Annotated in this window: 27 protein-coding genes and 1 other RNA gene; 21 read left to right on the top strand and 7 right to left on the bottom strand. The window is 66.8% G+C overall.

From position 1 onward, the window contains the following. Window positions 1-14 precede the first annotated feature (14 nt). The 4 genes from ABXH26_RS09155 to ABXH26_RS09170 are packed head-to-tail and all read left to right on the top strand — an operon-like array spanning window position 15 to window position 5,472. Window positions 15-1,721, top strand: a complete 1,707-nt coding sequence (locus ABXH26_RS09155; RefSeq protein WP_353566756.1) for a hypothetical protein — start codon at window positions 15-17, stop codon at window positions 1,719-1,721. A 60-nt stretch (window positions 1,722-1,781) separates the two neighbouring features. After that, a complete protein-coding gene (locus tag ABXH26_RS09160) occupies window positions 1,782-3,245 on the top strand; it encodes a trypsin-like peptidase domain-containing protein (RefSeq protein ID WP_353566757.1) in 1,464 nt (487 codons plus the stop codon). A gap of 53 nt (window positions 3,246-3,298) precedes the next feature. Next, entirely contained in the window at window positions 3,299-4,624 is a 1,326-nt protein-coding gene (locus ABXH26_RS09165) for an OmpA family protein (RefSeq protein ID WP_353566758.1), read from the top strand. Between the two features lie 23 nt (window positions 4,625-4,647). Continuing rightward, the gene (locus ABXH26_RS09170) at window positions 4,648-5,472 is read left to right on the top strand and encodes a M23 family metallopeptidase (protein WP_353566759.1); all 825 of its coding nucleotides are present in this window, start codon (window positions 4,648-4,650) and stop codon (window positions 5,470-5,472) included. Between the two features lie 18 nt (window positions 5,473-5,490). On the opposite strand, the gene ffs is transcribed toward ABXH26_RS09170, so the two are convergent. Next, an RNA gene (gene ffs, locus ABXH26_RS09175) (signal recognition particle sRNA small type) lies at window positions 5,491-5,585 on the bottom strand. 194 nt (window positions 5,586-5,779) lie between these two features. On the opposite strand from ffs, the gene ABXH26_RS09180 reads away from it, so the two are divergent. Beyond that, window positions 5,780-6,541: a PEP-CTERM sorting domain-containing protein gene (locus tag ABXH26_RS09180; RefSeq protein ID WP_353566760.1), complete on the top strand. Its 762-nt coding sequence runs from the start codon at window positions 5,780-5,782 to the stop codon at window positions 6,539-6,541. Window positions 6,542-6,599: 58 nt separating this feature from the next. On the opposite strand, the gene queA is transcribed toward ABXH26_RS09180, so the two are convergent. Next, window positions 6,600-7,580, bottom strand: a complete 981-nt coding sequence (gene queA / locus ABXH26_RS09185) for a tRNA preQ1(34) S-adenosylmethionine ribosyltransferase-isomerase QueA (RefSeq protein WP_353566897.1) — start codon at window positions 7,578-7,580, stop codon at window positions 6,600-6,602. A 115-nt stretch (window positions 7,581-7,695) separates the two neighbouring features. Between queA and ABXH26_RS09190 the strand changes: the two genes are divergently transcribed. The 4 genes from ABXH26_RS09190 to ABXH26_RS09205 are packed head-to-tail and all read left to right on the top strand — an operon-like array spanning window position 7,696 to window position 11,598. Then, window positions 7,696-8,262 (top strand): TFIIB-type zinc ribbon-containing protein, encoded by a 567-nt coding sequence (locus ABXH26_RS09190; RefSeq protein WP_353566761.1) that lies wholly within the window; start codon window positions 7,696-7,698, stop codon window positions 8,260-8,262. A 54-nt stretch (window positions 8,263-8,316) separates the two neighbouring features. Further along, on the top strand, window positions 8,317-10,428 hold the full coding sequence (locus ABXH26_RS09195) for a M3 family metallopeptidase (protein ID WP_353566762.1): 2,112 nt from the start codon (window positions 8,317-8,319) through the stop codon (window positions 10,426-10,428). A 55-nt stretch (window positions 10,429-10,483) separates the two neighbouring features. Next, the gene (gene gmk / locus ABXH26_RS09200; RefSeq protein ID WP_353566763.1) at window positions 10,484-11,074 is read left to right on the top strand and encodes a guanylate kinase; all 591 of its coding nucleotides are present in this window, start codon (window positions 10,484-10,486) and stop codon (window positions 11,072-11,074) included. Next, window positions 11,074-11,598, top strand: a complete 525-nt coding sequence (locus ABXH26_RS09205) for a flavoprotein (protein ID WP_353566764.1) — start codon at window positions 11,074-11,076, stop codon at window positions 11,596-11,598. The genes gmk and ABXH26_RS09205 overlap by 1 nt, the downstream gene beginning before the upstream one ends. A 6-nt stretch (window positions 11,599-11,604) precedes the next feature. Here ABXH26_RS09205 and ABXH26_RS09210 read toward each other — a convergent pair whose 3' ends face one another. After that, a complete protein-coding gene (locus tag ABXH26_RS09210; RefSeq protein WP_353566765.1) occupies window positions 11,605-13,224 on the bottom strand; it encodes a SpoIIE family protein phosphatase in 1,620 nt (539 codons plus the stop codon). Between the two features lie 61 nt (window positions 13,225-13,285). After that, complete coding sequence (locus ABXH26_RS09215) at window positions 13,286-13,816, bottom strand: hypothetical protein (RefSeq protein WP_353566766.1); 531 nt, start codon at window positions 13,814-13,816, stop codon at window positions 13,286-13,288. A 94-nt stretch (window positions 13,817-13,910) separates the two neighbouring features. On the opposite strand from ABXH26_RS09215, the gene ABXH26_RS09220 reads away from it, so the two are divergent. Further along, a complete protein-coding gene (locus ABXH26_RS09220) occupies window positions 13,911-14,234 on the top strand; it encodes a putative signal transducing protein (RefSeq protein WP_353566767.1) in 324 nt (107 codons plus the stop codon). Here the strand turns inward: ABXH26_RS09220 and queG are convergent. Beyond that, window positions 14,203-15,228 carry a tRNA epoxyqueuosine(34) reductase QueG gene (queG, locus tag ABXH26_RS09225; RefSeq protein ID WP_353566768.1) on the bottom strand — a complete coding sequence of 342 codons (1,026 nt, stop codon included), beginning with the start codon at window positions 15,226-15,228 and terminating at the stop codon, window positions 14,203-14,205. The two genes, ABXH26_RS09220 and queG, sit on opposite strands and share 32 nt — an antisense overlap. 80 nt (window positions 15,229-15,308) lie before the next feature. Here queG and ABXH26_RS09230 point away from each other — a divergent pair, with 80 nt between their 5' ends. Continuing rightward, entirely contained in the window at window positions 15,309-16,226 is a 918-nt protein-coding gene (locus ABXH26_RS09230) for an endonuclease/exonuclease/phosphatase family protein (protein ID WP_353566769.1), read from the top strand. On the opposite strand, the gene ABXH26_RS09235 is transcribed toward ABXH26_RS09230, so the two are convergent. After that, window positions 16,220-16,762 carry a shikimate kinase gene (locus ABXH26_RS09235; protein ID WP_353566770.1) on the bottom strand — a complete coding sequence of 181 codons (543 nt, stop codon included), beginning with the start codon at window positions 16,760-16,762 and terminating at the stop codon, window positions 16,220-16,222. The genes ABXH26_RS09230 and ABXH26_RS09235 overlap by 7 nt on opposite strands. A 124-nt stretch (window positions 16,763-16,886) precedes the next feature. On the opposite strand from ABXH26_RS09235, the gene ABXH26_RS09240 reads away from it, so the two are divergent. The 8 genes from ABXH26_RS09240 (at window position 16,887) to ABXH26_RS09275 (ending at window position 21,890) form a co-directional block, all read left to right on the top strand. Then, window positions 16,887-17,516, top strand: coding sequence for a 2OG-Fe(II) oxygenase (locus tag ABXH26_RS09240; RefSeq protein ID WP_353566771.1), 630 nt, complete (start codon window positions 16,887-16,889; stop codon window positions 17,514-17,516). A gap of 44 nt (window positions 17,517-17,560) precedes the next feature. Beyond that, window positions 17,561-17,806 (top strand): phosphopantetheine-binding protein, encoded by a 246-nt coding sequence (locus ABXH26_RS09245; RefSeq protein WP_353566772.1) that lies wholly within the window; start codon window positions 17,561-17,563, stop codon window positions 17,804-17,806. Beyond that, the gene (locus ABXH26_RS09250) at window positions 17,803-18,963 is read left to right on the top strand and encodes an FAD-dependent oxidoreductase (protein ID WP_353566773.1); all 1,161 of its coding nucleotides are present in this window, start codon (window positions 17,803-17,805) and stop codon (window positions 18,961-18,963) included. The genes ABXH26_RS09245 and ABXH26_RS09250 overlap by 4 nt, the downstream gene beginning before the upstream one ends. 91 nt (window positions 18,964-19,054) lie before the next feature. Then, entirely contained in the window at window positions 19,055-19,687 is a 633-nt protein-coding gene (locus ABXH26_RS09255; RefSeq protein WP_353566774.1) for an RNA polymerase sigma factor, read from the top strand. Then, a complete protein-coding gene (locus ABXH26_RS09260; protein WP_353566775.1) occupies window positions 19,668-20,204 on the top strand; it encodes an anti-sigma factor in 537 nt (178 codons plus the stop codon). Before ABXH26_RS09255 ends, ABXH26_RS09260 begins: the two co-directional genes overlap by 20 nt. Next, the gene (locus ABXH26_RS09265) at window positions 20,201-20,695 is read left to right on the top strand and encodes a hypothetical protein (protein ID WP_353566776.1); all 495 of its coding nucleotides are present in this window, start codon (window positions 20,201-20,203) and stop codon (window positions 20,693-20,695) included. Before ABXH26_RS09260 ends, ABXH26_RS09265 begins: the two co-directional genes overlap by 4 nt. A 17-nt stretch (window positions 20,696-20,712) precedes the next feature. Next, complete coding sequence (locus tag ABXH26_RS09270) at window positions 20,713-21,411, top strand: DUF1573 domain-containing protein (protein WP_353566777.1); 699 nt, start codon at window positions 20,713-20,715, stop codon at window positions 21,409-21,411. Next, on the top strand, window positions 21,408-21,890 hold the full coding sequence (locus ABXH26_RS09275) for a rhodanese-like domain-containing protein (RefSeq protein WP_353566778.1): 483 nt from the start codon (window positions 21,408-21,410) through the stop codon (window positions 21,888-21,890). Before ABXH26_RS09270 ends, ABXH26_RS09275 begins: the two co-directional genes overlap by 4 nt. On the opposite strand, the gene ABXH26_RS09280 is transcribed toward ABXH26_RS09275, so the two are convergent. Continuing rightward, window positions 21,865-23,082, bottom strand: coding sequence for a hypothetical protein (locus tag ABXH26_RS09280; protein WP_353566779.1), 1,218 nt, complete (start codon window positions 23,080-23,082; stop codon window positions 21,865-21,867). The genes ABXH26_RS09275 and ABXH26_RS09280 overlap by 26 nt on opposite strands. A 110-nt stretch (window positions 23,083-23,192) precedes the next feature. On the opposite strand from ABXH26_RS09280, the gene cdaA reads away from it, so the two are divergent. After that, complete coding sequence (gene cdaA / locus ABXH26_RS09285) at window positions 23,193-24,062, top strand: diadenylate cyclase CdaA (protein WP_353566780.1); 870 nt, start codon at window positions 23,193-23,195, stop codon at window positions 24,060-24,062. A gap of 87 nt (window positions 24,063-24,149) precedes the next feature. Next, the gene (bioD, locus tag ABXH26_RS09290; RefSeq protein ID WP_353566781.1) at window positions 24,150-24,794 is read left to right on the top strand and encodes a dethiobiotin synthase; all 645 of its coding nucleotides are present in this window, start codon (window positions 24,150-24,152) and stop codon (window positions 24,792-24,794) included. The last annotated feature ends 13 nt before the right edge of the window (window positions 24,795-24,807 follow it).

Below are 24,807 nucleotides of genomic sequence, written 5' to 3' on the forward strand. Positions count from 1 at the left end.
TATAAATGACGAGGATGAAGGCGATGAAATGGGGGTTGGCGCTCGGATGGTTGCCGTTGCTTGCGGCGCAGGCAGCTTTTGTGGCTCCGCAGGAAGGTGAGGCTCCGTTTCGACGCGACCGGCTGCCGATCGATGGGGCAACCTTGCGCGACCTTTCCAAGGAATGCGTCCAACAGGCGGAATCCGCGGGAAATGCCCCCGCCGACCAACGAAGGGCTGCCCAATGGTTGGCCATGGCATTGGCGCTCGACCCTGCCAATCGGTCGGCTCGCGATCTGCTGGCCCGCCTTTCCAGCCAGGATGAGGTCGAGCCAGCCACGCTTCACCCGATGGCCCGGACGGCCCAGCTCGCCGTGAATTGGCTCGCCCAGCCCGAGGCGGGCGAGGACGCGGCCCGGTTTACCCGATGCCTCGAAGATCTGAGCGGGGCGAACGAAACCGAAAACGGGGCGTGGCAAGGCTGGGTGGCGCCCTTGGAGGAGTTCATCGGTCCCGAGGAGCCGCCCCCGGGGCAGCCGGAGGAAGCGGGGGAAAAGAACGCCCCCGAGGCGATCTCGTTTTCCGTCCGATCCGACTCCATCCGTGTGCCTTACCGAGAAAACGAGACAGCCTCGGGCAGCGCCCGGGTGATTCCCACGGAATTCACCCTGACGGCTTACCGGGAAAAGGGTGACGAACCCGGCGCGGATTGGCGGATCGAGCCGCCCGATCATTTTTCCGACAAGAGCCGCTCCCTCCAGCTTCAGGTGAAAAAGCGGATTTCCGGCCGGCCCAAACCCGCCAAGCTCACCCGTCTGAAGTTCGATCTGCCGCGCTGGTCCAAGAAGACCGTGGCGGAGCCAGCGCAATTCAACGCGGCCGCCGAGTTGCTCGTGGAGGGCGTCTACCGTGGGGTCGAGCTTGATCCGGAGGTCCTCTTCCTTGCGACGGTGGGCTCCGATGGGAAACTCGGGCTTCCGCCCTTGTTCTGGGAAACGTTGAGGACGCTCGAGCCGGATGAAGGTCGCAGGCTCATCCTGCCATCCGGTGCGGAGGACCTGCTGCCCTCAATGATCACCCTCGACCGCTCCGAGTTCTTTCTCGAGCATCAGGTGCTGCTCGCGGATACTCTGGACCAAGCCCTTCAATGGGCTTCGCTTGAGCCCCTTCCCGAAGTCGCGGAAGCCGGCCAGCTTTTCGATGAAGTCCGGAAGGCCAAGGGAACTCGGTCCTTGGGCAGCTTTCTTGCCATGCCCGGTCCCCGGCAGCGCCTTGCCCGGATCGCCGAGATCCTTCCCGAGCACGCATCGGCCCGAATGCTCGTACTTCGGGGCACCTCCCAGTGGCCCCGTCGGCTGCCGCGGGAAATGTATGCCCGCGAGATCCGCTCGGCCCTCCTTCCGCTGGGTCCCGTCCTGCTCCAGGCCGCCGGGGCTGAATCGGTCGATCCGAGCATGCTTCTGGAGGCCGATTCGCAGTGCCGCCAGCGGCTGGCTCCCGTCGAAAACCTGAGTGAAAGGGTTGATGCGCGGGATGAGCTGCACAACCTCGCCTTCAATGTTTCCAAGTCCCTCGGCAATCTCGCCGGACAGATCCGGCGGCTGGACCGGGACTACCAGACCTCCACTCACCGGATTCAGTTGCTGGTCACGCCGGTCTACCGGGATTTCCGCGAGGCGGTGATGCGGCTGACCGATGCGGTGGGGGACGCCTCCACCTTTCCCGCCCCGCGCAAGCCCTGACTTCGATCTTGCAAAAGCCCCTTCCCGGAGGCCCATTCGGGGCCTCACCCACCCCTTTTCATGAAACGTGGCTTCCGAAGCTTCCTGGTGCTCCTCGGAGTGTTCTGCGGCACCTTCGCTGCCGTCTTTTTCATCCGTAACGGTCCCTCCGGCGTCCTGCGGGCTCTGGGCGCGGCCGACAAGAATTCCAACGGCTACCGGCCCGAAGCCTACACCTTGCCGGAGCGGGCGCCGCTCGATTTCGACGATGTGGAGGTGCTCTCCCGCCTTGATGAAGAATACGCCACGCTCACCGATGCCGTCGTCAAATCCGTCGTCAGCATCAATACCAACGGCGTCCAGGCCCAGCGCTTCTTCGATTGGTCCGGCCGCCAGTTCGTGCGCCCGGTGCCCACCAAAGGCCAAGGATCCGGAGTGATCGTGACCAAGGAGGGCCACGTGGTCACCAATCACCATGTCATTGAGAATCAGCAGGAAATCAAAGTCACCCTGCACAATGGCGAAACCTACGGGGCGCGGCTCATCGGCTCCGATCCGCTGCTCGACATCGCCGTCTTGAAAATCGAGGGAGCCACCGACCTGACGCCGCTCCGGCTCGGGGACTCCACCGGTGTCCGGCGCGGCCAGATTGCTTTTGCCATCGGAAACCCCTTCGGTCTTGGGGAAACCATCACTCAAGGCATCATTTCCGCGGTCGATCGGTCGGTTTCCGATACCCAGCGGGATCTTCTGCAGACCGATGCCGCCATCAACCCCGGCAATTCGGGCGGGCCGCTGGTGAACATCCGCGGCGAAGTCATCGGCATCAACTCGGCCATCTACCGGCCGGACGACCGCGTCAACGCCGGCTTTCAGGGCGTGGGATTCGCCATTCCCTCGAACGACGTCATGACCGCCTTGCAGACCATTCTCGAGCGCGGACAGCCGATCTACGGCTACCTCGGCGTCCGCCGGGTCGACGACCTGGACCGCGCCCTGCGCTATTCCCTGGGCTACGATGGAGAAGGTGCGGTGATCCGGTCGGTGATCGAAAACTCACCGGCCGATCTGGCGGGCCTGAAGCCGCTGGACGTGGTCGTTTCCTACAACGGCGAGAAGGTCGAGAATGTCACCACGCTCCTGAACATGGTCCGCCGGTCGAAGGTCGGAAAACCGGTCCCCGTGGAGATCTGGCGGCAGGGCAAGAAGCAGACTCTCGACGTGACCATCGGTGAAGCGAACGTCACCCCGCCCGCGCCCGCCGAAGTTCCCGGGGAAGACGAAGTTTGGCAAAAAGTCGGCATCACGCCGTCTTCGGCCGACGTCTCGCAGGGCATCATCGTTGAAAAGATCGCCCCCGGCTCGCTGGCGGAGGGCCACCTGCTGCCGGGCGACCGCATCGTCCAGATCAATGGTAGCGCGGTCGGGACGCTCGACCACTTCCGCCAGGAACTCGCTTCCTCGGTGGCCGCGCAAGCGACCGCGCTCACCATCATCCGCGGCAACCGCCGTGGTCAGGTACGGCTGCCCCGCCTCAGCCGATAAAAACGACCTCGCGCGTCCGTTCCCCTTGCAGCGATCCATCCCCTTCCGATGCCATGCGCCACCAAGCTCCCTACCTGATCCTCGCGCTCGTCATCGGCGCCGTGGCCACCTTTCTCCTGCTGAACCGCTTTTCCCCCCACCCGGTGGGGGTGGAAGCCCCGCAGCCGCCCCCGATCACCCGGGCTGAGGATCCGGATCCCGTGCCGTTGCCGGAGAAAATCCCCGCCCTTGAGGAAAACTCCATCGACACCACCGCGGCGGAGTTTCCCGAGGATCCCGGTCCGGGCATGACGCGCCGGGATCCCGGCAGCCTGGTCGGGGAAATCGGTGAGGCCTTGGAAAAGGGTGACCTGCAGACCGCCGGCAAGCTCATCGGGAGCGCCGCCCTCACCCCGGAAGCCCGCCAGCGCCTGGCCGAGCTGGCCGCCGCCGGCTCGCTCAAGCTCAAACGGCCCGATCCCGCCCACGAAGTCGGCGAAATGGAGGTCAACGCCCGCATTCGCTGGTCCCTTGAGCTGGATGGTGCCGAGCCGGGGCGGGATCGCATCCTGCTCGACCTGAACCGCGGGCAAGCGGGCTGGAGGGTCGGGAAAATCACCCTGCCGCCAGGACCCGGGGAGCCGGTGCCCCGAGCCATCGTCGTGGATCCCCTCGGCATCAGCGATGCTTTCCTGCAGGCCACCCTCCGGCAGGACTTCGAGCAGGCGAAGGAGTTCGTCGATACCAGCCGCGTCTCCGACGCCAAGATCGCCGGGCTCTGCATCCTGTTCGAGGAGGGCCACTACCGGCTCAGGCCGGAAAAGCCCTTGCGCGGTATGTTCGAGCGCGACGATGCCGCCGGCTTCCTTGCCAATGTCCTCGCCGGCGACGGGGACGCGATCGCCCAGTTCTCCATGACCCTCGGCAGGTCCGCCGCCGAAGGCTGGCTGGTCACCGAGATCAACCTCGATGAGCTGCTCGCCGACTACGCCCGTCGTTTCGCCGGCGGCGATGTCTACTACACCCCCCTGCTGAAGAACCCCAGGGGCGGCGACACGTTGGTGCTCTACTTCGACTTCGATGCCGACACCCTCTCACCCCGCACCGCCCGCCAGCTCGAGATCGTGGCCGATATCCTGCGGCTCGATGTGGGGAAAAAGCTCACCATTTCCGGCCACACCGACGCCCTCGGCAGTGAGAACTACAACGAGCAGCTTTCCGCCCGGCGCGCTGCGGCGGTGAAGGAATTCCTGGTCCGCAATGGGGTCGACGAGCTGCAGATCGTCACCCTCGCCAAAGGCCAGAGCCAGCCGCGGCGGCCGAATTTCACCGAGTCCGGCGAGGACAACCCCTCCGGCCGCCGTGCCAACCGCCGGTCCGAGATCTACCTCGACTTCTGAAGTACTATACCTACCGTAGAAACATGGCCCGCCCCCGCATTCATCCCGTGTCCGTCGTCCTGCTGCTGCTGGCGGCGTGTCTTGCGGCGTGGGTGTTCCTGCGCGGGCCATCGTCCCGCCTGCCGGATGTCGAATCACTGGCCACCTACCAGACCGCCGATGCGCCGCTGTTCCTGCCGGAGGACGGGAAGCCGAGGCACCGGCTTCACCAGCTTTCCGCCTGGGACCTGGCCAGCGTGCCCGAGGCGGCGCGCTTCGATGCCCCCATGGGCGGTGCGAATGGCGCGCTCACCTACAATGCCCAGCCTTTCTGGGAAATGAACCAGGGGAGGGGCGGCCACCACACCGGCGACGACCTCAACGGCATCGGCGGCATGAACACCGACCTCGGGGACCCCGTCACCGCCACCGCGGACGGGCTGGTCATTTACGCCGGCGAGCCTTCGCCCGGGTGGGGGAACACCGTCATCCTCGCCCACCGCGCGGCCGATGGCCGCCTGCTGCAGTCGATGTACGCCCACATGCACGAAATCGACGTCGCCGTCGGCGCGCTGGTCGCCCGCGGTGACCGGATTGGCATGGTGGGGACGTCCAATGGCTACTACCCCGCGCACCTGCACTTCGAGATGCGGGAAAGCGACGGCGCCGACATCGGCGCCGGCTACAGCCTCAACCCGCTCAATCGTCTCGATCCCGAAGGCACCGTGGCGGAGCTTCGGGGAGCCCCGGCGGATCGCCCGGCTCCCCCGATGTTGCCGCTCGCGATGTTTCGCGACCAGCCGTGGAACCTGCTCGAGCTTTCACCCGAGGATGCGGCCCGCCTGGGCGACATCATGCAGCGGAAATAAGCGTCGGCCGGGGAGGAGTGCTGCCAGGGAACCGCGGCAAATCCGGACGAGCTACCGTTGCTCCGATCAAGGCCTGGCGGGGTTCGCCTGCCGAACCTCCACGGCCCCTGACAGCAGGGCGGAGTCAACACCGCCGCCCGGTGCCGTGCAACGGGTTTTTCAACGCCCGCCGGGACACCTCAGTCGATGGGCAGCCCGGGAAGAATTTTTCGGCTTTTTCAGGAACACCCGATCGGATCGGGAAATGGCCCAAACGATGGGGTGCGAGCGGATCGGACCCCGAATTCCAACTCCCGAAAAATCCCAAATGAAACCCACCTCTCCACTCCTCAAGCTCTCCGTGTCGCTGCTCGCCTGCGGCGCGGCCTCCGCGGGCACCATTGTCCCCGATTTGAACGATGGCAGCGCGGTCTTCAGCAGCACCACGGCCACCACGACCACCATCGGCGCTACCAACCTGGCCGATGGCATGACCATGGCAGCCAGCTTCACTCCCAGCGCGACGGACCTCGCCAACAGCGTGACCGGGGCGGTCGCCATCCTGGAAATTGGCGGCACCACCAGCGGCTCGGGCCTGTGGATCATCGGGGGCAGCGTCTGGTTCCTCTCCAGCTCGGGAAACTCCGCCGCCTTCCCCACCGGGCCGGGCGACACCAGCGGTCTCGGCGATGCCCTCGGCATCCAGCTCGGCACCGTGGCTGCCGGCGTGCCGACCGACATTTTCGCTTCCTTCGATGGCGCCAATGCGACGCTTGTCGTCGGCCAGGACGGAGCGTTCACCACCTACGCGCTGACCGACGTCACTTCGACCTGGAACTGGCGCGGCAACAGCACGGTCAGCCTCGGCGTCCTCGACAACAATCAGCCGACTGCGGGCGTCAACGGCTTCCGTGGAGGTCTCACCGACAATGCGGCCGCCGGGGTCTATTTCACCAACAACGCCTCGGCGCTGGATGGCACCCTGACCCTCGGGCAGGTCTTCAACGACGTTTCCACCGTGCCGGAGCCGGGTTCCGCCGCGCTGGCCTTGGCGGGCCTGGCCGGATTGGCGATTCGCCGCCGCCGTTGACCTGGGTTTTCCACAGAAAAAAGGCCGGCTCCGGGATGGGGCCGGCCTTTTTTCGTCGTCAAAGCACCAGCATGCAGTCGCCGTAGCTGTAGAAGCGATAGCGCTCCCGCACCGCCTCGCGGTAAGCCTCCAGCACCAGCTCGCGGCCGGCCAGGGCGCTGACCAGCATGATCAGCGTGCTCTCCGGCAGGTGGAAATTCGTCAGCAGCGCGTCCACCACCTGCAGGCGGTAGGGAGGGTAGATGAAAATGTCCGTCTCGCCGTGCTGGTCCACCTCGGCCAGCGTTGCGGACTCCCGGCCGAGATGCTCGAGCACGCGCGTCACGGTGGTTCCGACCGCCACCACCCGTCCCGCCGCGTTGATCCGGGCGGCGCTGTCGGCGGATAAAGCAAAGCGCTCCGAGTGCATCGCGTGGTCCTCCGGCCGCTCGACGCTGACCGGTCGGAAGGTGCCCACGCCGACATGAAGGGTCAGGAAGGCGTGATCGAAGCGGGCCAGCATTTCCGGTGTGAAATGCAGCCCGGCGGTGGGCGCGGCGATCGCACCCTCCTCGCGCGCGAAGACCGTCTGGTAGCGCTCCTTGTCCAGCTCCTCGTCGTCGCGGTTCATGTAGTGCGGCAGCGCCAAGTGGCCGTGGTCATCGAGCCGGATCGCCCTTTTCCAGCGGATCAGGCGGTCGCCGTTCTCGAACACCTCGGCGACGGTGCCGACGGTGCCACCGACGACCACCTCGCGGCCCGGCTTCATCTTTTTCCCCGGCCGCACCAGGCATCGCCACTCGGTGGGCGACAGGCGGTCGAGGCACAGCAGCTCGATTTTTCCGTCATCGGAAAACACCCGTGCCGGGATCACCCGGGTGTCATTCAGCACCAGCAGGTCATCGGCCCGCAGATACTCCGGCAGGTCACGGAAGTGGCGATGTTCGATCTTTCCGGATCCGCGGTGCACCACCATCATGCGCGATCCGGCGCGATCCTCCAGCGGCCGGGAGGCGATCAGTTCCTCCGGCAGGTCGTAGTGGAAATCGCGGGTGGTCAGGCCCATGCGCCCCTCTATCCGCGGATCGCGCCGCTGCCAAGTGGCGGCATCGATTCCAATGGGCCGGGGAAAATGGAGCTGCCGCCGCGAGCCCGTCCCGGCTAACCTCCCGGCCATGCCGGTCAAGGTCAGTAAGGTCGCCTGTCAGCAGTGTGGCGCGGATCTCGAAGTGGACGAAAACGTCCGCTTCGTGACCTGCCGCTACTGCTCTTCGCGGCTGGAAATCGTCCACGACCCCTCCGTTTCCTACAGCAAGATCCTCGACGACGTCATGCGCCGGCAGGATGCCGTGGAACACGAGGTGAGGCTGCTGCGACTCGAGCGGGAACTGCGGAAGCTGGAGGAAACTTGGGCGACCTATCGGCAGGCGACTTGCCGATCCGGGAACGGAATACTCGTCGAGCCGAACCCGCTCGGCGGCTATTTCATCTGGGTGGTCGGCATGGTCGCCATGGGTTTCACCTTCGTCCTGGCAGGGCAGCAATCCGCGCTCGCCGGGTTCGGCGCGGCCCTGCTCGTCGGCGGCATCGCCTTCGTGCTCGGCAAGGTCCAGATCGATTCCGGTACCCGATATCAGCGCGCCCAAGCGAACTACCACGCCAAGCGGGCCCAGCTCCATGCCATGCTCCACGGGCTTGAAACACGCGGGGCGATGCCGCCGATGAAGCGTTCGGGGGGGTGACATCCGGGCGACCTCGCCCCTTGCACTCCGCCGGCGATGGCCTAGGAAACTTCCATGCATCCGTTTCTTGCCGACGATTTCCATGTCCGCTGGTCCAGCCTGGTCGCCACCGCCATCGAGCCCGACATCCGCTACGCCCTGAAGGTGGCGCAGGAAAACATCGACGCCATCGTCGCCCAGGATCCCGCCACGGCCAGCTACGAGTCCACCTTCGGCGCGCTCGAGGATGCCACCGAGCTGCTCGACCGCGGGTGGGGTCGGCTCAACCACCTCGACTCGGTCAACGATCATCCCGAGCAGCGCGCCGGGCTCAATGCGATGCTGCCCGAGGTGACCGCCTTCTATGCCTCGATCCCGCTCAATGCCGGGCTGTGGTCGATCCTGCATGCCTACGGCGAGTCGGCGGAGGTCGACCAGCTCGATCCCGTGCGCCGCCGTTTCGTCGAGGAGACCATGCAGGACTTCATCCAGGCCGGTGCCAACCTGCCGCCGGAGGAAAAGGAGCAGGTCGCCGCGATCCAGTCGGAGCTCTCGAAGCTGACCAAGCAGTATTCCGAGCACGTGCTCGATTCGACCAATGCCTGGGAAATGGTCATCGAGGATGAAGCCCGCCTCGCCGGCCTGCCGGACTCCGCCAAGGCCGCCGCGTTCGCCAACGCGCGGGCCAAGGGACTCGCCAGCGAGGACAAGCCGGCCTGGCGCTTCACGCTCCAGTTTCCCTCGATGTTTCCCGTGATGCAGCACGTGGACGACGCCCGCCTCCGCAAGCAGGTCTGGGAGGCCTCGGTCTCGGTGGCGGCGGAGGGCGACTACGACAACACGCCGCTCATCTGGAAGATCCTCGATCTCCGCCAGCGAAAAGCCGAGCTGCTCGGCCACGCGCATTTCCCCGATCTCACCCTGCTCCGCCGCATGGCGCGCAACGGGGAAACCGCGCTCAAGTTCGTCGAGGACCTCCACGACCGGGTCGATCAGCCTTTCCAAAACGAATGCGCCGAGCTGGCCGCCTACAAGGCCGCCAAGACCGGCACCGCCGAGCAGCCGCTGGAGCCTTGGGAAACCTCCTACTGGGCCGAAAAGCGGCGCAAGGAACAGTACGACCTCGATGATGAAGCGCTGCGTCCCTACTTCCCGGTGGACCGCGTGATGAGCGGTATGTTCGAGCTGTGCAGCCGGCTGTTCGGCATCCGCATCGAAGAACGGGAAGTCTCGTACTTCGAACCCGGCCAGCGACCGGCGGACAGCGAAGCCATCGAGGTCTGGCATCCGGAGGTGAGGTTCTACGACCTTCACGATGCGACCTCCGGCGAGCACCTCGGCTCGTTTTATGCCGACTGGCATCCGCGCGAGTCGAAGCGCGGCGGCGCCTGGATGAACGCGCTCGAAACCGGCCTCCCGCCGGCGGGCGAAGAAGCCCGCAAGCCCCACCTCGGCCTGATCATCGGCAACATGAGTCCGCCGGTGGACGGCAAGCCCGCCCTGCTGACGCACAATGAGGTCGAGACCATCTTCCACGAATTCGGCCACCTGCTCCACGGCCTGCTCAGCGACGTGTCCGTACGCTCGCTGGCCGGCACCAACGTGCCGTGGGACTTCGTCGAGCTGCCCTCGCAGATCATGGAAAACTTCTGCTGGGACCGCGCCTCGCTCGACCTCTTCGCCCGCCATCACGAAACCGGCGAAGCGATCCCCGACGCGCTGTTCGACCGCATGATCGCCGCCCGCAACTACATGAGCGCCTCCGGCTTCATGCGCCAGCTGGCCTTCGGCAAGCTCGATCTCGAGCTCCACCTGCACCTCGATCAGTACCGCGGCCGCGACCTCGACGAGGTCGATGCCGAAATCCTGGCCGGCTACAAGGCACCGCTGGCGACGGCGACGCCGAGCATGGCCCGCCGCTTCAACCACCTCTTCAGCTCGCCCACCGGCTACGCCGCGGGCTACTACTCCTACAAGTGGGCCGAGGTCCTCGACGCCGACGCGTTCACCCGTTTCCAGGAAAACGGCGTCATCTCCGAGGAAACCGGCCGCGCGTTCCGCGAGCACATCCTTTCCAAGGGCAATTCGGAGCCGGTCGACGAGCTGTATCGCCGCTTCATGGGCCGCGATCCCGAGCTGGAGCCCCTGCTCGCCCGCAGCGGCCTGGTCGCGGACCTGGTGGCGTGACACGCGGCGGCCACCTTTGGCTTGCCCGCCGTGGCGGGTATTTCCACCGTTCCGCATGCGCATCGGCATCCTCTACCTCGTCTCCGGTCCATCGGGTTCGGGGAAATCCACGCTCTGCCGCCGGCTCGCGACCGATGGGCTGGCGAGCTTCTCGATTTCCTGCACCACCCGTCCGCCACGGGGATCCGAACAGGACGGGCGGGAGTATTACTTCCTCGACCGCGACCAGTTCCAAGCCATGGCCGGCAAGGGCGAGTTCCTCGAGCACGCCGAGGTTTACGGGAACCTCTACGGCACCATGCGCGAGACCGTCGTTTCCCTCCTGCGCGAGGGCACCGATGTGGTCATGGACATCGATGTCCAAGGCGCCGCCCAGGTCCGCGCGTCGAAGGATCCGCTCATCCAGGGCTCCTTGGTCGATCTTTTCGTCATGCCGCCGAGCGAGGTCGAGCTGGCCGCGCGCCTCAAGAGCCGTGGCACCGACACCCGCGAGGTGATCGAGCTGCGCCTGCGGAATGCGATCGAAGAAATGTCCCACTGGCAGGAATACCGCTATCGCCTGCTTTCCTCCACGCGCGAGGAAGACTATGCTCGCTTCAAAGCGCTGCTCCTCGCCGAGCGCATGCGCGTTTCCCGAATCGTCTGATGAACATCGTCCTCGGCATCACCGGATCAATCGCGGCCTACAAGGCGGCGGACCTGGCTTCGCGGCTGGTGAAGGCGGGGCATCGGGTCGATGTCGCCATGACGCGGGCGGCGACGGAGTTCATCACGCCGCTGACGCTCCAGACGCTGACCCGCCGGCCGGTGCTGGTGAGCCTGGAGGATGAAAAGCAGAGCTGGAAGCCGGGCCACATCGAGCTGGCGGACGAGGCCGACCTGTTCCTGGCCGCGCCGCTTTCCGCCAATACGCTCGGCCATTTCGCCCACGGGCTGGCTCCCGATCCGCTGTCGTCGATCTACCTCGCGCTGCCACGTACGACGCCTGTCGTACTTGCCCCGGCGATGAACGGCAAGATGTGGCTGCACCCGGCGACGCAGCGAAACGTGGCCCTGCTCCGGGATGACGGCTGCCGCTTCGTCGGCCCGGCCGAAGGATCGCTGGCGTGCGGCTATGAAGGCATCGGCCGCATGGCCGAGGTGGAGGACATCCTCGCCGCGCTGCCCTGAGCGGTCTCAGACCTTGGCGGCGACCACCGGCGCGGGCACGAATTCCGCCGCCAACAGGCAAACGTCGTCGTCGAAGCGGTTCTCCTCCGCGTGCGAGAGCACGGTGTGGACGATGTGGTTGAGCGACTCCTCCAGCGAGACATCGCGCGTTTCCATGGCGGCTTCGGCCAGGCGGTGCTCCATGAAGGCCTGGCCGGTCTCGTCCTCGGCCTCGATGATGCCATCGGTGAACAGCAGCAGCCGCTGGCCCTTGCGGATCGTTTCGGTCACGCTCGGGAAGCGGGCGTCGGCCATCAGGCCGAGGCCGGGGCCGCGCTCCTTCTTTTCGCGGGAAATGTTGGTGATCCCCTTGTCCCCGACCAGGATGGCGCAGGGGTGGCCGGCGCAGGCGCAGCGCAGCTCTCCGGCACCGAGGTCGATGACGGCGTAGTAGGCGGTGGCGAACATGGTGATGCCCGCACGCTCGAAGATGGCGGAAAGGCCGCGGTTGAGGCCGGTCAAAAACTTCGAGGGATCGGCGGCATTGCGGCGTTCCTTTTCCATCAGGCCGCGCAGCATCGAGACGACCAGGGCCGAGCGCACGCCGTGGCCCATCACGTCGCACACCAGCAGGCCGACGCGGTCGGGCCCGAGCGGGACGATCTCGAAGAAGTCGCCGGCCAGGCCGGAGATCGGCAGGTAGCGGGAGGCGAAGTTGAGGCTGAGCCCGCCGCCGGAAATGTCGGGCACGTCGGGTCGCGCGAAGGCTTGCTGGATTTCCCGCGCCAGGTGGACCTCCTCCTCGTAGGCCTGGTTGCGCTCGGCCAGCTCGCGGGCGAGGGCGGCGGTCTGGCGCTCTACCAGCACCAGCTTGGTCACATCGCTCGACACGCCGAAGGTCCCGCGCAGGTTGCCCTTTTTCCCGTACCACGGAAACTTGGAAGTGAGCACCCAGGTCTCGGTGCCGTCCTCGCGGAGTTCGTGTTCCAGCTTGCCGGTGATCGGCTCGCCGTTCTGCATGATGGCTTTTTCGTCGGCCTCGGCGTCTTCCCAGTGTTCGGCGGCGAAAAAATCACGGTCGTGTTTTCCAACCACTTCGCTGGGATCACCCAGACCGTTCCACTCGGCCATCTTGCCGTTCACCAGGACGAAGCGGGAGTCGACGTCCTTGAAGTAGATCTGGACCGGCACGTGGTCGATCAGCTCCCGCAGCAGGTGGCGCTCCTCCTCGATCTGCGCCTCGGCCTTCTTGCGGCGGGAAATGTCGATCATCGACCCCGCGATGCGCCTGGCCTCGCCCCGGCGGTCCCGCACCACGGTCCCGCGGATGCGCAGCCAGGTCCACTCGCCGGAGCCGGTGCGGACGCGGCAATCGACGCCGAGGATCTCCGGACCGCCCTGGCTCAGGGCGCCGCGCAGCCGGGCGGCGAAGCTTTCCTGATCGTCCGGATGGATCGACTGGTGGGGCGGGAGGAAAATGTTCGGCGGCCGCCGGTCGCCGCACTCGAGGAACTCGAGAATACGGCGGGAGTAGTAGATTTCCTGGCGATCGGTCCACCAGTCCCAGATGCCCTCGTTGGATGCCCGCAGCGCGAGTTCGAGCCGTGGATCCGAGGGATCCGGCGGGGTATCCGGTGGAGGACTCATGGGCTGTCAATCAAGCAGAGGGCCGCACGTCCGGCAAAGCCTTTCAGCGGCTGCATCGGGGTCAGCGTGGCTTCTTGAGCCACTTCCGGGTCAGCGGGCCGAAGTAGGCTTTTTCCGAAATGTCGGTGAGCAGCATGCCGCCGGGTCCGAAGAATTTCCACTCGTGGCAGCCGTAGCAGAGCTGCAGCACCCGGCGGGTGCCGCCGGAGGTCCAGACGATGGCGTAGTCGGGGTGGAAGCCGGCGCACTTCGTCTTCGGGCCCCAGGCCTGGTGCGAGTCGGGATCGTTGTAGAGGGCGAGCACCTTGTCGATGTTCTCGCGCGGCACGTCGAGGGGTTGCTCGAAGAACTTGAAGCCCTCGATCTCGACCCAACCGCCCTTCGCGACCTGCTTGTCATAGGTCGCCTTGGCGGCCTCCGGATGCGCCAGGCCGCGATAGACCTTGGCATGGGAGGTATTGCCGAAATCCACGACCGCCTGAGTGCGCGCGCGCTCCTCGATATCGCGTAGCGGAATGCCGCCCGACCAGCAGGTGGCGCACGAGGCGAGCAGGCAGGACAGCGCGGCGAGCAGCAGCAGGGGGAGCTTCATGGTCGGGAAACTAACCGAGCTTCCCGGCGAGGCAATCCGGGATTGGGAGCGCGGGCTTGTGAAACGGGCGGTGGGTCGATAGCGTTCAGGAGTCATGGAAACGATCGCCCGCTTCGAGGTTCCCGAGCAAGCGCACCTGTTCCGCGGCTGGCTGGGATCGCGCGACATCGCTGCGACGGTCCTCGACGAACACGTGGTCCAGCTCTTCTGGCATTACAGCCAGGCCATCGGGGGCGTGCGCGTGGTGGTGGCGGACGAGGATGCGGAGCGGGCGAAGACCGAATTCGAGGCGTATCGTGAAACCCTGCGACGCAAGCCCGAGGAAATTCCACAGGCAAAGGTCTGGCCGATCGTGCTGGTGGCCAGCCTGGTGTTCGGCTTTCCGCTCATCCTGTTCGGCCGGCGGCCCGGGCGTTGAGGCGGGCGATCGCCCACGCGGCGTGCTCGGCGATGAGCGGATCGGGATCGGCCGCCGCTTGGCGGAGGGCGGGGAGGTCGTCGGAGCTGCCGGTGTTTCCGAGGACGATGCAGGCGTTGCGCTTCAGGCGGGCGAGCTTGATGCGCTTGATCGGACTCTTCTTGAAGATGCGGGAAAAGTCGGCCTGTTCGAGGTCGAGGATCGCGCGCGGGGTGAGGTTGAAGATTTCCTCGCGGGCGTGGAACGACGCCTCGCGCGAGATCTGGGCGAAGCGGTTCCATGGGCAGACTTCGAGGCATTCGTCGCATCCGTAAAGGCGGTCGCCGATGGCGGCGCGGAATTCTTCGGGGATCGCGCCCTTGTGCTCGATGGTGAGGTAGGAGATGCAGCGCCGGGCATCGACGCGATGAGGCGCGGTGATGGCGCAGGTCGGGCAGGCGTCGATGCAGCGCGTGCATTTTCCGCAATGATCCCCGAAGGGCTCGTCCGGTGGGAGATCGAGGGTGGTCAGCAGTTCGGCGAGGAAAAACCAGGTGCCGAGGCGGCAGTGGATCTGCACGGTCGATTTGCCGTTCCAGCCGAGCCCGGCATCGGTGGCGAAGTCGCGTTCCAGCACCGGCCCGGTATCGACGTAATAACGCTGCGTGCCGCCGAGCGTGGCCATCGTTTCATCGAGCGACTTCAGCTTGGCTTCGACCAGGTCGTGGTAGTCGTCGTTCCACGCGTAGCGGGCGATGCGGAAGCCCCTGGCCGAACTACGACCGGGATAGTAGTTGAGTGCGAGCGTGACCACCGACCGGCAGCCGGGCAGGACCTCGCGCGGGTCGGTGCGGCGGTGGGGGTTGCGCTCCATCCAGCCCATGTCGGCGTGGCAGCCGTCGGAAATCCACGACTCGAAGGCGGCGGCGTGCGTCGCCCGGCCGGCGGCGGCGATGCGGCAGTCGTCGAAGCCGAGCGCGGCGGCGGCTTGCTTGATGGTGGCGGCGTGGGACACGTGTCGCGCCCATCAATGTCCGGCGTGGCCGCCACGCCAAGGGATTTGACACGGCGGAATCCGGGCGGTTGGGTCGCGCCATGAAATCCGCCCTGGCCCTCTTCGGCAGCCTGCTAACGCTCGGCGCGCCGCGCACGGGTGCTGAAACGATCGGCACCTACAACATCCGCTACGACAATCCCGGCGACCGCGAGACCGGCAACGACTGGCCGCGCCGCGCACCGGTGGTGGCCGGGCTGATCCGCTTTCATGAGTTCGACATCGTGGCCACGCAGGAGGGCTTCAAGCACCAGATCGATGACCTGAAGAAGCTGCTGCCCGACCACGCCTGCTCGACCCACGGCCGCGATGATGGCGGGGAAAAGGGCGAGCAGATCGCGATCTTTTTCCGCAAGGACGCCTACAGCCTGGCGGACGAGGGCTGCTTCTGGCTCTCCGACACGCCGGAAAAGCCGAGCCGCGGCTGGGATGCCGATCTTTTCCGGATGTGCGGCTGGGCCAAGCTGCGACCGGGCGACGGCCGGCCGGACTTCTACGTTTTCAGCATCCATTTCGACCACCGCGGCGAGCAGGCCCGGCAGGAGAGCGCGAAGCTGGTGCTGAAGAAGATCGACGAGATCGCCGGCAGCTCGACGGCGTATCTGCTGGGCGACTTCAATGCCGACCAGACCAGCGCGGCTTACCAGATCCTCGAGGACTCGCCGCGTTTCACCGATGCCTTCAAGCTGGCCGACATCCGCTACGCGCCGAACGGCACGATCAACGGCTTCGACCCCGACAAGCGGACCGAAAACCGCATCGACCACGTGTTCGTGCCCGAGGGCGCGCGGGTGCTGCGCTATGGGATCCTCACGGACACCTACCACACGCGGGTCGAGGAAAACGAGGCCGCCACCGGGTCGCCGAACTTCCCGCAGGAGGTCGAGTTCGGCGGCGGCTACGTCACGCAGCTGCCGTCCGATCACTTCCCGGTGCTCATCGAGCTCGGCGGTCAGTGAGCGAAGTGATAGCGCGCGCTTTCGAGGATGCCGCAGGCGGTTTCCTCGGGGTCGAGGCCCGCGGTATCGATCTCCAGATCGGCTGAGGCACGGTAGAGCGGCATGCGCTGGTCGAGCAGAGCCTGGATGCGGGCGGCGGGGTCGTCGGTTTCGAGCAGCGGTCGGTCGCGGTTGCGGCCGGTGCGCTCGAGGATGGTATCGACCGGAGCCTGCAGCCAGACGACGTAGCCGAGCTGCTTGAGCAGCGTGCGGCTGCGGCGGCGGGTGATGATGCCGCCGCCGGTGGAAATGATGCGCGGCGGGCCGGGCGCGGCGAGCTCGTGGAGGACGGCGGCCTCGACGAGGCGGAAGTAGGCCTCGCCGCGCTCGGAAAAGATCCGCGAGATGGGCATGCCGGCCTTTTGCTCGATGAGCAGGTCGAGATCGACGAACGGACAGCCGAGCATCCGCGCGAGGATGCGGCCGATGGTCGTCTTCCCGCAGCCCATGAAGCCGATGAGGACGATGTTTCTTGGAAGGCCGGAGGCCGGGTTCATAGGCCGACTCTAAAGGGGCCGGGGCGCGGCGTCGAACACCGAACTTCGAGGTTGCCCGCCGCCGCCCTGCGGTGCAAATCCCGCCTGTCCGCCGGCCCGGCGCAACCGTCCGGGTGGCTGCTGCTTGAACGAAGATCGGAGCGCGTCGTTGCTGTCGTCGGTGGTCGAGGGTCTGGTGACCCGCGGCTGGGTGTGCCTGGATGGCTTCCTCGGGGAAACGGAGGCGCGCGAGCTGGCGAGCGAGAGTCTCGAGGCCTGGGAGGGCGGGGATTTCCGCCGCGCGGGCGTCGGCCGGGGCGAAAATCTGACCGTGCGCGAGGACATCCGCCGCGACCACGTGCTGTGGCTCGATCCGGAAAACGCGGGCCCCGCGACCCGGGCGTATCTCGACCGGCTGGAAGCGCTGCGGGGGGCGATCAACCGCGAGCTGTTCCTCGGTCTCTTCGAGTATGAGGGCCACTTCGCGGTCTATCCGCCGGGGGCTTTCTACAAGGCGCACCTGGACCGCCACAAGGGCACGGCGGACCGCGTGGTCACGGCGATCCTTTACCTCAACGACGGCTGGCTGCCCGAGCACGGCGGCCGGCTCAAAATCTGGACCGAAGCGGGACGGCAGGACGGCCCGTTCGAGCACGTCGAGCCCCGGATGGGCACGCTGGTCGTGTTCCTGGCCGGCGACTACTGGCACGAGGTCGAGATGGCTCACGCGACGCGGATGAGCGTGACCGGCTGGTTCCGCGTGCGCGGGGCCTGATGCGGGCTTGATGGGCGGGCGATCGCCCCGGATGCTGGCGGCCGATGAGTGCGCCGTGCCAGCCGGAGGATGTGGTGGAAATGCTGCGGGACGAGGGTCTCGTGGACCTTCCCGCGGGCGCGGGCGCGGATACGGATCTGTTCGACGCGGGATTGGACTCGATGGCGGTGATGCAGCTGATCGTGATCGTCGAGGAAAAGTGGGGCGTGGCCCTCGGCGCGGCGGATGCCCACCGCGACGCGCTCGGCACCCCGGCCCGCCTGGCGGAAACGATCAACGCGCGACGATGAAGGCGGACGTGCTGGTCATCGGCGGCGGCAGCGCCGGCCTCGCGGCGGCCGTGACCGCGGCGCGGACCGGCGCGAGGGTGGCGGTGGTGGAGCGACACGGCGCCTGCGGCGGGATGGGTACGGCATCCCTCGTACATACCTTTTGCGGGCTGTATTTTCAGGACACCGAACAGCCCGAGTTTGCCAACCCGGGAATCGCCTCGGAGATCGCGGAGCGGATGCAGTCGATCACCGGTCTGCCGCCGGTGAAGATGGGGCGGGTATGGGTGCTGCCACAGCATCCGGTCGAGTTCGCCGCGCTGGCGGATGCGATGCTGCGCGAGGTGGGCGTGGAGGTGCTCTTCCACTGCGAGCTGGTCGCGCTGGAGCCCGGATGGCGGGCGCGGGTGGCCTGCCGCGGGTGCCTTTTCGAAATCGAGGCCACGGCGGTGGTCGATGCCAGCGGCGATGCGGTCGCGGCGGCGGCCTTGGGCGCGGAGCACGGGCTCACGGAGTCGGCGAAACTCCAGCGCCCGGCCTACGTTTGGGGCATTCAAGGCGTGACTCCGCCGATCGCCGGCCTGGAGCTGGCCGGGCGGATCGTCGAGGGGGTGCGTGCGGGCGATTTGGACAAGTCCGCACTGGGCATGCATTTCCGCGCCAGCGGGCGGCCCGGCGAGGTGTTCGCGACGCTGGACCTTTCCGGCGCCGAAACGGGCGATTACGACCCGACCGATCCCCGCTGTCTGGCCACGCTTGAGGCCACCGGCCGGCGGCTCGCGCAGTCGGTGCTGCGGTATTTCCGCGACCGCGCGGCGGGCTGGGAAACGGCCTACATCTCCCACTGGCCGACGCGGGCGGGCGTGCGCGAAAGCCGCCGCTGGATCGGCGAAGCGGTGCTGACCGGCGAGGACGTCATGGCGGGCCGGCGTCGCGACGATGAAGTGGCGCTGGCGAGCTGGCCGCTGGAGCTGCGGGAAACGAACCGTGGCCCGAAGCTGCGCTACCCGGAGGGCCCGGCGGGCATCCCGCGCGGGGCGCTGGTGGCAAAGGGTTTCCAGCGCCTGTTCGTGGCCGGGCGGTGCCTGAGCTGCGACCACGAGGCGCAGGCCTCGATCCGCGTGATGGGCACGGGTTTCGCCACCGGCGAGGCGGCAGGCAGGCTGGCGGCGGGATAGGTCGGGCTCCGGCATCGTTTTGACCATTGGCAGCCGGGATCCGAGCGGCCATGGTGGGCGCGGGAAAAGGCGGACTTTTCCTGCCTCTGCGATGAATCAATCCGAGCGAACTGCGTCCAATGAAAACCCGGCGGCCGGTGACGAACCGGACGACACGGAGTGGGTGCTGCGCGCACGGGAGGGCGACGCGGCGGCCTACGATGTGCTGGTGACCCGGCACCGGGGACGTGTTTTCGCCATGATTCGCCAGATGGTCAAAAATGAAGCCGACGCTTGGGACCTCGCCCAAGAGGTCTTCATCAAGGCTTGGAAGGCACTCCCGCGCTTCGAGGCCAAGGCGAAGTTCTCCACCTGGCTCTACCGCATCACGCACAACACCGTCTACGACTGGCTGCGCCGCAAACGCCCGGAGGCCGGCGGCGAGCTGAATGATGAGATCTTCGGCGCGGAGCGGATCGACCCCGCCTCGCTGACGACGCCCTCGATGGACCGCCGGCCCGACGAGTCGCTGCAAGGCGACGAGCTCCGCGAGAAGATCGAGGCCGCGCTGAACAAGCTTTCCCCCGAGCACCGCGAATGCGTGGTGCTGAAAGATGTGAACGGACTCGCGTATAAAGAGATCGCCGAAGTGATGGAGTGCTCCATCGGCACCGTGATGAGCCGCCTTTTCTACGCCCGCAAGAAACTCCAAGCCCTGCTGCAAGATGAATACGACGCCCGATGACGAGATCCTGGCCCGGTGGGTCGAGGACGAGCTGGACGAGACCCGCGCGCGGGAGGTCGAGGCCTGGGCGCAGGGCCAGCCGGAGTGGCTGGCCCGGCGCGTGTTGGCGCGGGAAAGCAAATCCCTGTTCGCCCGCGCGGGCTTCTCCGGCAACGACGTGCCGTCCGGTGAGTTTTTCAACGCCCGCATCCAGCGCGAGATCGCGCAGGCCGGTCCTGCCGCGGTGCCGGCGCGGCCGAAAAAGTCCGCCTGGCTGGTGCCGCTGACGGCCGCGGCCGGGATCGCGCTCGGTTTCTGGGCCGGTCGTGGAGCGTCGCCGGATGCGGTGCCGCCGCCGATGGCTGAACTGGCGCCGGTGATTTACACTCCGGAAAAGGGTGTGGATGCCCAGCTGGTCTCGATGCAGGAGGCGACGGTGATCGTGCTCGATGGGGTGAACGCCATTCCAGACACTTGGGAGCTGCCGGAAACGGCCTCCAACGACCCCGGCCTGCTGCCCATCGCCCACACCCGATGAACCGCCGCCTGCTGCTCGGGCTCGTGTTGCTGGGCCTCTCCGGATTCCCCGCCGTGGCCAAGGACGCGGGCCGCGACGTGGTGGGCCGGGCCAAGGTCGAGGTGTTCTACGCCACCGATGGCGACGCGGCGGCGGCGGGCGAACGGGCCGGACCGGCCGCGGAGGAGGTGGTGAAGCGTTTCCAGGCCCAGAAAGCCCTGGATTTCTCCCACTACCGACGGCTCGGCGGGGAAGTGAAGCCGATCTACCGCAGCTATGAAAACTGGGCCCAGCCGATCGCCGGCAGCGACGAGGTGCTGTGCCGCTTCGAGGTGGAGTCCCGGCTGCCGGAAAACGGCCTGCGGCTCGACCTCGAGCTGTGGTTGAGCCGCAAGAAGATCCTCAAGTCCGGGGTGGTCCTCGGCCCCGGCAAACCGGTCTACGTCCTCGGCCCCGAATGGCGCGGCGGGCGGCTGATCATCGCCGTCGAGCTTGTCCCCGAGGGCTCCTGATGCATAGTGCCGGCACGATGAAGACGGCCCTCGCATTCCTGTTCTCCCTGGTGGCCCTGGCCGCCGCCGCGCCCGCGAAGCTGACTTTTGAAAACACGGTCGAGAAAGCCACCGCCGACCTCAACGAGCGGCAGATCATCGTGGATTTCCCCTTTTCCAACAAGACCGACGCCCCGGTCACGATCGAGCGCTACGAGGCCTCCTGCTCCTGCACCTCGGTCAAGGTCAAGGGCGGCAAGATGCGCTACGAGCCGGGCGAGGAGGGGCTGATCCGCACCGTGTTCGACCTCGGAAACTTCGTCGGTGACACCACCAAGGGCATCCAGCTGTGGATCGAGGGGGATCCCGTGAACCAGCCGTCGGTCCTGCTCCAGGCGGAGATCCACATCCCGGTGCTGGTGCAGCTCGAGCCGAAGACGCTGCGCTGGGACGTGAACGAGAAGCCCGAGCCGAAAACCATCGGCGTGAGAATGGAGGATGACTCGCCGATCCACATCACCGAGGTCACCTGCGGAAACGAAAGCTTCACCACGAAGGTGAAGACCCTCGAGGACGGGAAACACTACGAGATTTCGGTGAAACCGAACTCCACCGAGAAGCCGGCGCTGGCGATCGTCAACGTCCAGACCGATTGCAAGATCGAGCGGCACGCCACCCAGCGGGCCTTTGCGATGATCCGCAACCTGCCACAGATTCCGCGCAAGCAGGGCGAATGAGGGTGACCCACGAGATGACGGCCATCGTGGCCGCCGCGGTGCTGTTGTCCGCGGGGCATTGGCTGGCCGATGGCCGGCCGAGCGGCATTCCCGCCGTGGAGCTGGCAAAAACCCCGCTCAAGGAGGGCGAGATCGCGCTGGCGACCTTGCAGGAAGAGGGCCTTGACGGCGTGGTCTTCATCGACGCCCGGAAGCCGGAGGAGTGGCGGGCGGACGGGCTGGAGGGATCGATCAACGTGACCACGCTCAGCGACCAGGACCTGGTGCAGCAGCTCGAGCCCCACCTGGAGCGGCTGATGACGGCCCGCCGGATCGTGGTTTACTGCGGTGATATCCACTGCGGGCTCAGCCACGAGCTGGCCGAGCGCCTGAGGGACGGTTTTTCCGACGTACTGCCCGGGCGGCCGCTGGTCCTGCAGGGCGGCATGACGGCGCTGCGCGAGGCGGGCCTGGTCAAGGAGACCAGTTATAGCTCTTGATGTCCGAAACCCGGATGTAGGGGTGGTTCGGATCCTCGGTGGTGTTCCAGCTGAGCAGCAGGGTGGCGCACACGCGCTTGCCCCAGCGGGCGGGCGAGGAAATCGAGTAGAGCTGCTCGGCGAGCTTCGAGTGCTGGCTGGCGTAGGCGCGGGCGATTTCCGTGCCGCCATCGGCGGAGAGCAGCTTGTAGGTGAACTTGTCGTCGGGGTTGGGAATGCCTTCCTCGAAGGACCGCGGCATGGGCTCGATGATCGCCCGGAAGGGGTAGGTCATGCCGTCGCCGGTCGGCGCCTTGGCGAACTCCGCGAGGCGGCCGCCGAGGAGGTCGAGCACCGGCTCCACCAGCACCCGCGGCGGTTGTTGGTCGCGCTGACGGACCATCAGCAGCATCCGCCGCACCGGCGCATTGCCACTGAAGCCGACCAGGAAGGGGAAATCGATGTACTGCTCGACGATGTCGCGGGTCTGCGGCAGCTCCTTGATGGCGTGCATTTCGGGCAGCGGGCCGGCGAGGAGGGTGCCCCCGAGCTGTTCGGCGGTGAGGGCGGGCTCGATCATGTCGAGGCGCGGCTCCAGCGAGGTGGCCTTGAGAAAGGCGACGGCCACGCGCTTGGCCTCCTGGACCTGGGTGAGGGCGACCGGTTCGTTCTCGGGCGGCGTTTCCCCGGCGGGTGCCGGGGCCTCCGGCATGGCCGGCCGCACGGCGGGCGGCTGGGCGGTGGCTTCAAACGCGGCCGGCGGAACGGCCGGGACCGGCGGACGGGCCGTCGGCTCCTCGTCGCGCGATTTCATGATGAAAAACACGACCGCCCCGCTGGCGATCACCAGCAGCAGGGGAATGCCGATCCGGATCAGCCCGTTGCCGCCGGACGGGCTGTCGAGCGACTTGCGGTGGGGGGGGACGGCCGCGGTCGGCTGTTGGAAGTCCTCCATCGGCCGGGCCGAGATCTTTCTGGGGTCCCGCTCCGCCTGGAGGTGGCGCGGCGAGGGGGCCACGGCGAGCGGGTCCACCGGCGGGGCCGGCTCGGGGCGGGGGACGGGCACCTCCGCGGGGGGAGGGGGTGCTGGCAGCGGGGCCTGGATTTCCGCCGAGCAGATCGGGCAGGGTCCCCGCACGCCGGCCATCGAGGCGGGCACCGTCAGGACGGCTTGGCAGGCGGGGCAGTGGAAACGGAGGGTTTCGGCGGACATGGGCGAGTGGCGACATGTAACCAAAGCAACCACCAGCGTCAACGCCACCCCTTGTCTGCCGGGATAGCAGGTGACAGACCCGCGGAACCGGTCGTAGCATGCCGCCGCAGATGGAGTGGCAAGACATCACCCGGCACTGGCGGCACGCGGTCGAGATCCTCGTGCTGGCGGTCCTGATTTACCAGATTTACCGCGCTTTCCGCGCCACCCGCGGAGCGCGCATCTTGGTCGGGCTGGTGGTCATCCTGGTGGTCTTCACCGGGCTGCTGCAGTTGTTCAAGTTCCAGGTGATCACGTGGCTGGTCACCAAGGCGCTGTTCGTGCTGCTGGTCGCACTGCCGGTCATCTTCCAGCCGGAGATTCGCACCGCGCTGGCGCGGGTGGGCAGCAGCCGCTGGCTGGACTGGCTGCTGCGCAACGAGCGCCGCCAGGTCGCTTTCCTCGGGATTCTCGGCGAGGCCGTCGTTTCCCTCTCGAAAAAACGCATCGGCGCGCTGTTCGCGATCGAGCGCAACATCTCGCTCAAGCCCCAGCAGGACACCGGCGTGACGCTCAACGCGGTGTTCACGCCCGAGCTGGCGCAGAGCCTGTTTTTCCCGAAAAGCCCGCTGCACGATGGTGCCCTGATTCTCGCCGAGGAGCGCGTCCAGGCCGCCGCCTGCGTGCTGCCCGTGAGCCAGAAGGAACTCAGTGACCGCTCGATCGGCCTGCGCCACCGCGCGGCGATCGGCCTGACCGAGGAAACGGACGCGGTCTGCGTGGTGGTCAGCGAGGAAACGGGCGGGATTTCCATTTGCATGGACGGCCAGATCGAGCGCGGTCTGTCCGAGGAAAAATTCCAGGAACGGATGGAAGAGATCTTCCTGGGCAAATCAAAGGAACATGAGAAAGGCGTTTCGGAAGAACTGGGGGCCGAAGATGATCTCCCTGATCCTGGCGATCGCGATTTGGATCGTGATTCGGGCTCAGCTGATCGCTGACGGCGTGTGGGAGGACGAGAACGGTGGCGAGCAGCCCAAGCGCGCCATCATCGTGCCCGAAGACGAAGCCAAAGCCTACGAAGGACAATGAGCTGGTTCATCACAGGCACCGACACCGGCGTCGGCAAGACATGGTTCTCGCGGCTGCTCGTTTCCGCCCTGCGGGAAAACGGCATCCATGCCGCCGGCTACAAGCCCGTCTGCTGCGGTGATCGCGACGATGCCATCGCCCTCGCCGAAGCCTCCGGCGGACTCACCGTGGAGGAAATCAACCCCGTCTACCTGCAGGCCGGCGTGGCTCCGAAGGTCGCCGCCATGCTCGACAACTCGCGCGTGAACCCCGGCGCGATCCTCGCCGACTGCAAGCAGTTCGAGAAGCGCTTCGACACCGTCGTCATCGAGGGCGCCGGCGGCTGGCGCGTGCCGCTGGCCGACGGCTACGACATGGCCGACCTCGCCACCGACATCGGCCACCCGGTCATCGTCGTGGTCGCCAACCGCCTCGGCGCACTCAACCACACCATCCTCACCGTGGAGGACATCCGCGCCAGCGACCTCGAGGTCGCCGGGCTGGTGCTCAACCACCTCCAGGACGAGCTCGACACCGCCGCGGTCACCAACAAGGGCGTCATCGAGGAACTCACCGGCGCGCCGATCCTCGCGGAAATCATCCACGGCCAGGATTTCCTCGACGTGGATCCCTTTCTTCAGCTCGTCGAAGCGCGGACTTGAGAAAAGCCGGCGG

This window comes from Haloferula sargassicola, assembly GCF_040362925.1.
Taxonomy (GTDB): Bacteria; Verrucomicrobiota; Verrucomicrobiia; order Verrucomicrobiales; family Akkermansiaceae; genus Haloferula; species Haloferula sargassicola.